Genomic DNA, 10,692 nt, shown 5'->3' on the forward strand with positions numbered 1-10,692 from the left:
AATGACATCGCCACTGATCCTCAAGCTGCACCTGTTTGCCGTCGCCTTCTGGTGGGGCGTCGTCGCGGTCGAGTTCCTGCTGGAACAAAGCCGCGCGACCAGCCGCCAGCAGGGCTTTGCCGTCGCCCGCCTGCACCGCCAGATTGATCTGTGCTTTGAAATGCCCGCCTTCATGACCGTGCTGGTCACCGGGCTGCTGCTGTTCCAGAGCTCGCAATTCCATGGCCTCTACGCCATCAAGGTGGTGGCCGGTCTGCTAGCGATTGGCGGCAACATGCTGTGCCTGATTCCGGTGCTACGCAGGCAAACCCTCGCCAGCGCTGACAACCTGGGCGGTGTCATCCAGCAGTCAGTCGCGATCGACAAAATTTCCCTGGCGGCCATCCCCGCCGGGCTGGTTGCGCTGATCTGCGGCATCATTCTGATGAGTCAGCGCGTCTGAATGGCGAGTTCGCTTGATGCGCTCTGCTCATGAAACCAGAACACGCCTGATCAACGAGGCGACCGTATTGTTCCGCGAACGCGGATACAGTGCGGTAGGCCTTGGTGAGCTGCTTGAGCGCAGCAAGGTGTCAAAAGGCAGCTTCTACTTTCATTTTGAGAGCAAGGCGGAACTGGCCAGCAGCTGCATCGCTCACTACACAGGCAGCACCAGAGACGCCCTTCGTAAACAGCTGCAAAGGTCAAAAACATGTACCGTCCACGGTCTCCAGCGCTGGATCCATGCCTGCTGTAGCGAGATGGCCGCCAATGGCTGGATAAGAGGGTGCCTGATTTCAGCCTTCAGTCACGAAGGCTCTGCCCTACCCTCGGGTCTTCAGCAACAGATGGTCGACGCACTGGACTGCTGGCATGCACTGGTCGCTGAGCAAATCGTCTCTTCATCCAATACCGGCACCAGTCTGGCTTCAACTCAATCGACGCTATTCTGGCTGGGTTGGCAAGGTGCCGTTCAGCAGGCCAAGCTGAGGCGCAGCGCGATCCCTATTCTTTGTTTTTGCGAAGCGGTGCCCGCCCTGCTGCCCACCAGCGCCTGACAGCCTGTCGCCCTACCAGCGCTCCTGCCAGGGCCGCAGCACCACTTCAAATGCCCAGGTGGAACGATGCTGCCGATGCAGCTGCAGATACACCTCCGCTATGTGCTCGGGGTAAGCCATGTTGTCTTCTTCGGCAGCGGCACCGCTCCAGTGCGCACGCGAACCGTCATCACGTTGCAGCGCCACCGCGGCATCGATGGGGACATGGGCCACATGGATACCCTGCGGCATCAGTTCCCGCGCCATACTCTGTGCAAAGCCCGACTTGGCGTGACACGCCATCGCGAAGGCAGCACTATTCGGGTAGCCCTTTAGCGCCGCACTGGCATTGGTAATGATCAGAGTACCTCGGTGCCCATTGGGTGGCAGCGGCCTTTCCAGTAGGCACCGCGCCGTTTGCTGTGCGACCAGAAACGCGCTCATGGCAGACCGTTCAAGCGTCGCTGCGACATGCACCGGCTCTGCCTCGATCAACGGCTTGCGAAAGATTTCCATGGTTCGGCCGTCGATGTTGTGAACAACCAGTTCGGGAATACCAAAACTGCGCTCCACCTCGGCAAACAGCATATCCACCTCACCAGCGTTACTGGCATCGCAAGCCAGACACGTGACACCGAGTTCATGAACAGATCAAGTATCCCGCCGGCCCCGTCCCGGGGTTGCGCCAAGCATCACCCTCCGCAGCTGAACCTGGCTGCTCTACCATCCCATCGATTTACGCTTGGCTTGGCGCTCTGCCGTTCATCATTCGACCCTGAGGCTAAGTAGTCTGGCCTCACCCGCAGGCCCGCTCCTGCCTTTCGGTAGCGCAGTACCACTCCACCCCGGCATGATCGACCACCCGTTCGGCGTGGCCCATGGCGATCAGACAGTTGAGGTTGGCGCGGCTTTCGCCGGTGGCGAGGGACAGGACGATGCCGTCACCCATGCCGATGTCACGACCAAACAGGCATTTGAAGATATCGACGCTGCGGCGGGATTCGCGCAGTTCGTCCTGCAGTTTGACCAGCAGCTGTTGCTGCGAGCCAACCAGGTCGTCGATGCGCGCGTGCAGGCCAAGAAAGCACTCATTGTGAGAGGGCAGCACCAGGGCTTCGCTGCTGACTTTGTCGCGGATATGCAGCATGGACGTCAGCCAGTCGCCGAGCGGGTTGCTCTCCGGATCGCGGGGCGGGACTGAGACATTCGAGGAAATCAGCGGCAGCACCTGATCGCCGGAGATGAACAGCTGCCGCTCGGCGCAGTACAGGCAAGCATGTTCGGCGGTGTGTCCTTGGCCGACAATTACTTCCCAGTCGTCGTCGCCGATACGCAGCACGTCACCATCGCACATGCGGCGGAATTGCTCCGGCAAAGGATAGATCATGCTGGAGATGCCACCGTAGTTGGTGCGGAAGCTGCTGAGTGCTGACTCGTTCCAGCCGGCGCGGCGATAGAACTCGACCTCGGAGTCAGGGGCGCTGGTGCCTTGCCGACGTGCAGCCTGAGCGGCGTGATATTCGATCTGCGGCATCCACAGCTCACAGTCAAAGCGCGCTGCGAGCCAACCGGCCAAGCCAACATGATCAGCATGCCGGTGGGTACAGATGATCCGGGTGATCGGCAAGCCACCGAGCGCATCGGCAAACAACTGCTCCCACGCCCCCACCGCCTGTTCGGTCCACACACCGGTGTCGACCACCGCCCAACCGCGCCCTTCGCGCAACGCCCACAGGTTGACGTGGTCCAGCTTGAACGGCAGCGGCATGCGAAGCCACAGCACACCCGGCTGCAGCTCTACCGCAGCCCCCTGAGCCGGTTTCTGTACCGGATAAATCAACCCTTGTGTCGCCATCGGTTTCAGTACGTCTCTGTCATCTGTCGATAGTCAGGCCGAAGGCCGTCGCTGAATGCGACGACTGGATCTCGACCGCGCGTCGGCAGGCTGCTGCCACCCTGCCGTTCATTGATTCTCTGTTTTCCCCTCCAGCAGCCGACGCGGGTGCATGCCGTTGACCATGCCCATGAACGGGGGATGGATGGAGTAGCCCAACATCCGTTGCATGTGGGCGCTGCACTCGCGAGCCCGCTCCAGTGGCACGGACAGGCTGAAGTTTTCTTGCTGACGCGCCCACGGTTCACAGTACTGAGCCGTTACCGCGAGGCGCGACGCGGCACTGTTATTGGCGCCGCCGCCGTGCCACAGGGTGCCAAGGAACAGCACCATTGAACCTTTAGGCATGATCGCCGGAATGGCTCGTTTGCAGTCTTCAGCGTCCGGCTCGTGCTTGCCCCAGGTATGGCTGCCCGGGATGACCACGGTGGCGCCGTTGTCGGCGGTAAAGTCGTCCAGCGCAATCACCGTTGCAGCGCCATAGGGCGGGCGTGGACGCGGCACCGGATAGAAGCCGTCGTCATGGTGCAGGGGTTGAGCCAACTCGCCCGGCAGGATGTTGATGACCTGCAACTGTGAGAGCAGGTAGTTGGGCGCCAGCACCCGATCCAATAACCCCAGCACCAGCGGATGTTCGACCAGAGGGTTGCAAGCCAGCGTCTTGGAGATCACCGCATACAGACGCTGGGTGAGCGTGCCCTCAAACCCATTGCGGCCGCAGTGTTCAGGCAGCAGCGTGAGCAGCTCTTCGCGAATGGTGTCGATCTGCTCTTCTGGCACGATACGCTCCAGAATCACATAACCGTCGCGCTGTAGCGCCGCAGACAGGCGGTCCAACTCGGCCGGATCAACGCCAGTCTGTGAACCCGCATTGGACGGAAAAGCCTTGGCGAAGCCGCTTTTCAGGTACTCACTATCGCCGGACAACACGCGCTGTTCCATGCCTACCACCTTTTTGTCGTTGTTTGCCAAAACTATCCCCCAGAACCCGGCAGGTTCCTATGACAGCTTGGCTCAGCAGGGGTGACAGAGGTTAAGACTGGCGCTGCAAACGTTCGCGTCGGTACTCACCGGGCGGCACACCGGTCCACTGTTTGAAGGCACGCTGAAACGCGCTGGGCTCGGAATAACCCATATGCTCGGCGATCAAGGCGATGCTCTGCGTGCCTTGCGACAGCAGCGCGCAGGCCAGGTCGCGGCGCAGCTCTTCACGAATCCGGTGGTAGCTCGTATCGAGTAGTGCCAGGCGCCGCACCAGCGTCTGGCGGGCCATGCCGAGCTGACGCGCCGCCTGCTGCTCGGACAGGCTGGCAAACGGGCGCGCCGCCGAAAGCAGGCCCCGCACCTGCGACTCCAGATCTACCGCCTGGCCCGGCGACACCAGCCTCAGCGGCATGTAACGGGCCAGCCGCGCGGCCTCATGCGGGGCGCGCAAAGGCGCACGCTGCAACTCGCTTTCGGCCAATTCCAGATAGGCATGCGGCCCAAACTCGGCCTGCCTGCCGAACAGAAAGCGCGCCTGCTTGGAGAACTCCGCCAGCGACTCGGGCAGCACAACCCGCTGCACCGGCAAGGTCTCTTTAACCAGCCAACTGCCTACGTGCCACAGGCTCAGCAGCATGAAATGCGGGTACAAGGCAGACTGCACCTGCTCCGCCCGCGCCGGCAACAAGCGCAGGCGAATCAGCTTGTCATGCTTTTCAACCTGCCAGGGCGGCGCTTCGTTATACAGCGCATAAAAACGCGCCGCCTCGGCAAACACCGCCTCCAGCGTTGGCAGATAAACCAGCAGACGCAGCAATTGGGCGAAGGTCCCCAAGGGCACCGGTTTGGCAAAACAGCCGCGCATTTCATCACCCGACTGGGCAATCACCAGCCGGGTCAGAGTGAGGTAGTCACGCGGGACCAGACGCGAATGACCGCTGAGCGCGGCCTCAGACAGATCACAGCGTTCGAGGATGGGTAACAACGTGGCACGATCCAGCCCCGCCCCTGCCAGCATCTCTCGGGCAAAGCGGGCTGGGATGGTCTGGCGTACGTGCCAGCCTTCCGGCTGGCGGCGCTCGTCAGAATTCGGCGTAGCTGTCAAAACACCCCTCCGCAAACTCGCGACTAATGCAGAGCCCAGTGCCCAGCGATTAGAAAACACGCGGTGAGCCTCATAATAGAGGCCATTGCCGTAGAATGCGTGCCACGATAAAGCGGAGAAATACCGCAACACATACAGCGAACAATCTCACCCAGGGTTTTGGCAACACAGCCTACCCGCCACCGCGACCAACTCGCATGCGCGTATTGACCTGTTGCGCTGGCGACCCATAGAATCACATACGCTTATCCATATATTCAGATAACCGCACACTACCTAGAGTGTCCCATGCTGGAACCCCTCACCCCACCCACCGTCTTCAAGTGCCTGTCCGATGAGACCCGCGCACGCCTGATGCTGCTGATTGCCGCCGAGGGTGAGCTGTGCGTTTGCGAGCTCACGGCGGCGCTGGAGCTGAGTCAGCCGAAGATTTCCCGCCACCTGGCGCAGCTGCGCACCTGCGGGTTGCTGGCCGACCGGCGGCAAGGGCAGTGGGTTTACTACCGCTTGCACCCCAACCTGCCGGACTGGGTCGTTCAGGTGCTGGATACCACCTTGGCAAGCAATCGCCACTGGCTCAGCGCGGATAGCCAGCGGCTAAAGCAGATGGGCGACCGCCCTGAGCGCGATGCCCTCTGCTGCCCTCCTTCAACCTCTTGACGCATCTGAATCGGAGTCTTCATGTCTCACCCTGACCTGCCCAACCTGGCGATCGACCTGGCCCCCAGCCCGGATCAGCAGCGTCTGCAGAGCCCGCTGCGCGCTAGCCACCCGCCGCGCATCCTGCTGCTGCACGGCTCGGCCCGCGAGCGCTCCTACAGCCGTCTACTGGTGGAAGAGGCGGCCCGGCTGCTAACCCACTTTGGCGCCGAGACACGCATCTTTGACCCAAGCGGCCTGCCGCTACCTGACGATGCGCCGGACAGCCACCCCAAGGTGGTTGAGCTGCGCGAGTTGATGCAGTGGTCCGAGGGGCAGGTGTGGTGCTCACCCGAGCGTCACGGGGCGATGACGGCGGTGTTCAAGGCGCAGATCGACTGGGTGCCGCTGAGCATCGGCGCGGTGCGTCCAACCCAGGGCAAGACGCTGGCAGTCATGCAGGTCTGCGGCGGCTCGCAGTCATTTAACGTGGTCAACCAGCTGCGCGCGCTGGGCCGCTGGATGCGCATGTTCACCATCCCTAACCAGTCGTCGGTACCCAAGGCGTTTCTGGAGTTTGACGAAGCCGGGCGCATGCGCCCCTCCCCCTTCTACGACCGGGTGGTGGACGTCATGGAAGAACTGGTGAAATTCACCCTGCTGCTGCGCGAGCACAGCGACTACCTGGTAGACCGCTATTCAGAGCGGCGCGAGTCGGCCGAGCAGCTGTCGGCACGCGTCAATCAGCAGAACATCTAAGGAGCCCACATGGGACTGTTCGAACGCTGGCTGAGCCTCTGGGTGGCACTGGCTATTGCCGCCGGCGTGGCGCTGGGCTCGCTGTTTCCAGCGTTGTTTGTCGGTGTGGCGGCACTGGAGTTTGCCCACGTGAACCTGCTGGTGGCGGTGCTGATCTGGGTGATGATCTACCCGATGATGGTGCAGATCGACTTTGCCGCCGTGCGCGATGTTGGCAAGCGTCCGCGCGGCCTGGTGCTGACCCTGACGGTCAACTGGCTGATAAAACCCTTCACCATGGCCTTGCTCGGCTGGTTGTTCTTCCGTGTGCTGTTTGCCGACTGGGTGGACCCGCAAAGCGCAGGCGAGTACATCGCCGGCATGATCCTGCTGGGTGTGGCGCCCTGCACTGCCATGGTGTTTGTCTGGAGTCAGCTGACCCGTGGCGACCCCAACTACACGCTGGTGCAGGTGTCTGTGAACGATGTGATCATGGTGTTTGCCTTTGCGCCACTGGTCAGCCTGCTGCTGGGCGTCAGCGATATTCAGGTGCCCTGGGCTACCCTGCTGCTCTCGGTGCTGCTCTACGTGGTGCTGCCGCTGGCAGCTGGTATCGCTACCCGTCGCCTGCTGCAACGCCGCGCGCCGGGCCAGCTGGAACATCTGCTGCAGCGCCTCAAGCCCTGGTCGATACTGGGGCTGCTGGGCACCGTGACGCTGCTGTTCGGCCTGCAGGCCGATACCCTGCTGAGCCAGCCGCTGACCATCGTGCTGATTGCCATCCCGCTGCTGGTGCAGACCTACGGCATCTTTGCACTCAGCTACCTGGCTGCCTGGAAGCTGCGTCTGCCGTATCCGATTGCGGCGCCGGCATGCATGATCGGCACCTCCAATTTCTTTGAGCTGGCGGTCGCTGTCGCCATCTCGCTGTTCGGGCTGCACTCCGGTGCCGCCCTGGCCACCGTGGTCGGCGTGCTGGTGGAAGTACCGGTCATGCTGTCACTGGTGGCTTTTGCCAACCGCACCCGTCACTGGTTCCCAAGCACAGAGTGACCTCACACAAGGCAGGAGTCCGCTATGAGCATCAAGGTAGGTATCAACGGTTTTGGTCGCATTGGTCGCCTCGCGCTGCGCGCAGCCTGGGACTGGCCGGAGCTGGAATTTGTTCGCATCAATGACCCGGCAGGCGACGCGGCGACCCACGCCCACCTGCTCAACTTTGATTCGGTACACGGCCGCTGGCAGCACGAGGCCGCCAGCAACGCCGATCAGCTGCTGATCGACGGCAAGGCGATCACGGTTACGGCCAATCGCGCACTGGCCGATACCGACTGGAGCGACTGCGATCTGGTCATCGAAGCCAGCGGCAAGATGAAAACCCTGGCCAGCCTGCAGCCGTATCTGGATCAGGGCGTCAAACGCGTGGTGGCCAGCGCACCGATCAAGGAGCCGGGCGCACTGAATGTGGTTATGGGCGTCAACCAGGATCGCTTTGACCCGCAGCAGCACCGCATCGTTACCGCCGCCTCCTGCACCACCAACTGCCTGGCGCCAGTGGTCAAGGTGATTCAGGAGGCACTGGGCATTCGCCACGGCTCCATCACCACCATCCACGACCTGACCAACACCCAGAGTATCCTCGACCAGCCGCACAAGGACCTGCGCCGTGCCCGCGCCAGCGGCATGAGCCTTATCCCCACCACCACCGGCTCGGCCACCGCGATTGCCGAGATCTTCCCCGAGCTGCGCGGTCGCCTGAACGGCCACGCGGTGCGGGTGCCGCTGGCCAATGCCTCATTGACCGACTGCGTCTTTGAAGTGGAACGGCCTACCAGCGTGGACGAGGTCAACGCGCTGCTCAAGCAGGCGGCTGACGGCCCGCTGCGCGGCATTCTCGGCTATGAGGAACGTCCGCTGGTGTCCATCGATTACCGCACCGACCCGCGCTCCTCGATCATTGACGCGCTGTCGACCATGGTGATCAACCAGACCCAGGTCAAGCTCTACGCCTGGTACGACAACGAATGGGGTTACGCCAACCGCGCCGTAGAGTTGGCGCGACTGGTCGGCCAACACGCCTGAGGAACTGGTGAGATGCGCACCCTGTCCAGCCTGCCCGCTGCCGTGCGCCAGTATCTGGTGGTCACTGCCAACTACTGGGCCTTTACCCTAACCGACGGCGCGCTGCGCATGCTGGTGGTGCTGCATTTTCACAGCCTGGGCTACGCGCCGCTGGAGATTGCTGCGCTCTTTCTGTTCTACGAAATCTTTGGCGTGGTTACCAACCTGATCGGCGGCTGGCTGGGCGCACGCATCGGCCTTAACCGCACCATGAATCTGGGCCTGGCCTTGCAGGTGGTGGCGCTGCTGATGCTGACGCTGCCGGCCAGCGCCCTCAGCGTACCCTGGGTGATGGCGGCGCAAGCCCTATCCGGCATCGCCAAAGACCTCAACAAGATGAGCGCCAAGAGCGCTATCAAGCTGCTGGTCCCTGATCAGCAGCAAGGCACGCTGTACAAGTGGGTGGCCATTCTCACCGGCTCCAAAAATGCCTTAAAGGGCGTGGGCTTCTTTCTGGGTGGTGCGCTGCTGGTGCTGCTCGGCTTTGCCGGCGCGGTACTGGCGATGGCGATTGCGCTGGCGGCGGTGTGGCTGATCAGCCTGAAGCTGCTAAAGCAGGACCTGGGGCGGGCCAGCGCTAAGCCCAAGTTCCGTGACCTGTTATCCAAAAGCCGCGCCATCAACCTGCTCTCGGCCGCGCGCCTGTTCCTGTTTGGCGCGCGTGATGTGTGGTTTGTGATTGCCCTGCCGGTGTACCTGAGCAGCGCGCTGGGCTGGGACTTCTGGCTGGTCGGCGGCTTTATGGCCAGCTGGGTGATCGGCTACGGGCTGGTGCAGTCGATAGCGCCACGGCTGACCGGCCGGCAGCAGGTGCCGGGTGGGCGCAGCGCTGCCGGTTGGGCGTTGCTGCTGGCCCTGCTGCCCGCTGCCATTGCCCTGGGCATGCAGCTCGCGCCGCAGAGCGCCAGCGCGGTGCTGATTGGCGGCCTGCTGCTGTTTGGTGTGGTGTTCGCCATCAACTCGTCGCTGCACAGCTACCTGATCGTCAGCTACGCCAAGGGCGACGGCGTGTCGCTGGATGTCGGCTTCTACTATATGTCCAACGCCATGGGGCGGCTGATTGGCACCCTGCTGTCGGGCTGGGTCTACCAGCAGTACGGACTGGCCGCCTGCCTGTGGACCTCCAGCGCCTTTGTACTGCTGGCCGGGTTGATTTCACTTGGCTTGCCGGCGCAGCGCAAGGCGCAGTAGATACAGCGCATCGAGAAACACCGGTAAAAAGCTGCCGGGGCCAGCAGCACATTGGCGGTCATGTTCAAGGCGGCGTAGTGGGGATGCCGTTTACCTTTAGTCCCAGCGCGCTTTGGAGTAGCGAAAAACCGGCAACGACAGCCGCCAACGAATAGCCGACATGCGCAGCAAAAGGCCAACGCTGAAGGCGGCGAGTAGCGTGACGTTCTCGTTGGTGCCCTGACTGAGCAGGGCCAGATAAAGAAGCGCCACCACCAAAGACACGCTGGCATAGAGTTCGTGGCGCAACACCTGTGGCGTGCGGTTACACAGAACATCCCTGATGATGCCACCGAAAATACCCGTGGTGATGCCGGCCATCACCACCACGACCGTGTCGTAGCCGAGCTGCAGCGCAACGTTGCAGCCAATCACCGTAAAGGCAACCAGACCAATCGCATCCAGCACCAGAAACAGCTGATGCAAGTGCCGCATAAAGCGGGCCAGCGCAATGGTGATCAAACCGCTGGAGATGGTCATGTAGATGTACAGCGGGTGCTGGGTCCAGGTGACGGGGAAGTTACCCAGCAAGATGTCGCGAACCGTGCCGCCGCCCAACGCCGTGAAAAAGGCGATAACGGCCACACCAAATACATCCATGTTTCTTCGCCCGGCGGCGAGGGCGCCCGACATGGCTTCGCCGGTAATGGCAATCAGATAGATAAAGGTCAGCACACAGGACTCCCCGGTTTCTGTGGCCTCTCCCCCTGTCCCTGATACCTGAGAGTTTACAGAGCATGCTCTGCTTGCCCCTTCGGTGGACTGCCTCGGCAGTCGCTCTCCAGTCGGCGTAATATGATGACCGCAGTACCTGAGCCTGAGCGTTTATGGGAGTTTGCGCCTTCGGCGGGGCTGATTGCCCTCTCTCCTGCGGGGCGGCAGAGTTTAGAGAGGCGACAGGCGGTTGTCCAGCTGAACGGGGCGATTGCTGACGTGACAATGACCTAGCCAGGCGCGGCGCCGGT

At 62.2% G+C, this 10,692-nt stretch carries 12 protein-coding genes and 2 riboswitches; of the genes, 7 read left to right on the forward strand and 5 right to left on the reverse strand.

Annotated elements, in window-relative coordinates:
• Position 1: 1 nt before the first annotated feature.
• Both HV822_RS05995 and HV822_RS06000 read left to right on the forward strand, forming a co-directional pair.
• Complete coding sequence (locus HV822_RS05995) at positions 2-442, forward strand: hypothetical protein (RefSeq protein WP_238872837.1); 441 nt, start codon at positions 2-4, stop codon at positions 440-442.
• 16 nt (positions 443-458) lie between these two features.
• Positions 459-1,037 (forward strand): TetR/AcrR family transcriptional regulator, encoded by a 579-nt coding sequence (locus tag HV822_RS06000; protein ID WP_238872838.1) that lies wholly within the window; start codon positions 459-461, stop codon positions 1,035-1,037.
• 12 nt (positions 1,038-1,049) lie between these two features.
• Here HV822_RS06000 and HV822_RS06005 read toward each other — a convergent pair whose 3' ends face one another.
• The 4 genes from HV822_RS06005 to HV822_RS06020 form a co-directional block, all read right to left on the reverse strand.
• On the reverse strand, positions 1,050-1,604 hold the full coding sequence (locus HV822_RS06005) for an SDR family oxidoreductase (RefSeq protein ID WP_238872839.1): 555 nt from the start codon (positions 1,602-1,604) through the stop codon (positions 1,050-1,052).
• A 208-nt stretch (positions 1,605-1,812) separates the two neighbouring features.
• Complete coding sequence (locus tag HV822_RS06010; RefSeq protein WP_238872840.1) at positions 1,813-2,871, reverse strand: MBL fold metallo-hydrolase; 1,059 nt, start codon at positions 2,869-2,871, stop codon at positions 1,813-1,815.
• Positions 2,872-2,979: 108 nt separating this feature from the next.
• A complete protein-coding gene (locus HV822_RS06015; protein WP_238872841.1) occupies positions 2,980-3,852 on the reverse strand; it encodes a phytanoyl-CoA dioxygenase family protein in 873 nt (290 codons plus the stop codon).
• Positions 3,853-3,943: 91 nt separating this feature from the next.
• The gene (locus HV822_RS06020) at positions 3,944-4,999 is read right to left on the reverse strand and encodes a helix-turn-helix domain-containing protein (RefSeq protein ID WP_238872842.1); all 1,056 of its coding nucleotides are present in this window, start codon (positions 4,997-4,999) and stop codon (positions 3,944-3,946) included.
• Positions 5,000-5,287: 288 nt separating this feature from the next.
• Here HV822_RS06020 and HV822_RS06025 point away from each other — a divergent pair, with 288 nt between their 5' ends.
• From HV822_RS06025 to arsJ, 5 genes are read left to right on the forward strand one after another with little or no spacing between them, the layout of a single operon-like run.
• On the forward strand, positions 5,288-5,659 hold the full coding sequence (locus HV822_RS06025) for a metalloregulator ArsR/SmtB family transcription factor (RefSeq protein ID WP_238872843.1): 372 nt from the start codon (positions 5,288-5,290) through the stop codon (positions 5,657-5,659).
• A gap of 21 nt (positions 5,660-5,680) precedes the next feature.
• Positions 5,681-6,397 carry an arsenical resistance protein ArsH gene (arsH, locus tag HV822_RS06030; protein ID WP_238872844.1) on the forward strand — a complete coding sequence of 239 codons (717 nt, stop codon included), beginning with the start codon at positions 5,681-5,683 and terminating at the stop codon, positions 6,395-6,397.
• Positions 6,398-6,406: 9 nt separating this feature from the next.
• Positions 6,407-7,429 (forward strand): ACR3 family arsenite efflux transporter, encoded by a 1,023-nt coding sequence (arsB, locus tag HV822_RS06035; protein WP_238872845.1) that lies wholly within the window; start codon positions 6,407-6,409, stop codon positions 7,427-7,429.
• A gap of 24 nt (positions 7,430-7,453) precedes the next feature.
• Positions 7,454-8,458 carry an ArsJ-associated glyceraldehyde-3-phosphate dehydrogenase gene (locus HV822_RS06040; RefSeq protein ID WP_238872846.1) on the forward strand — a complete coding sequence of 335 codons (1,005 nt, stop codon included), beginning with the start codon at positions 7,454-7,456 and terminating at the stop codon, positions 8,456-8,458.
• Positions 8,459-8,470: 12 nt separating this feature from the next.
• On the forward strand, positions 8,471-9,688 hold the full coding sequence (arsJ, locus tag HV822_RS06045; protein WP_238872847.1) for an organoarsenical effux MFS transporter ArsJ: 1,218 nt from the start codon (positions 8,471-8,473) through the stop codon (positions 9,686-9,688).
• A 96-nt stretch (positions 9,689-9,784) separates the two neighbouring features.
• Here arsJ and HV822_RS06050 read toward each other — a convergent pair whose 3' ends face one another.
• The gene (locus tag HV822_RS06050; RefSeq protein ID WP_275419413.1) at positions 9,785-10,402 is read right to left on the reverse strand and encodes a trimeric intracellular cation channel family protein; all 618 of its coding nucleotides are present in this window, start codon (positions 10,400-10,402) and stop codon (positions 9,785-9,787) included.
• 22 nt (positions 10,403-10,424) lie between these two features.
• Positions 10,425-10,522, reverse strand: a riboswitch (glycine riboswitch).
• Positions 10,523-10,608: riboswitch (glycine riboswitch) on the reverse strand.
• Positions 10,609-10,692 lie beyond the last annotated feature (84 nt).

Source organism: Halopseudomonas maritima (assembly GCF_021545785.1).
Lineage (GTDB): Bacteria > Pseudomonadota > Gammaproteobacteria > Pseudomonadales > Pseudomonadaceae > Halopseudomonas > Halopseudomonas maritima.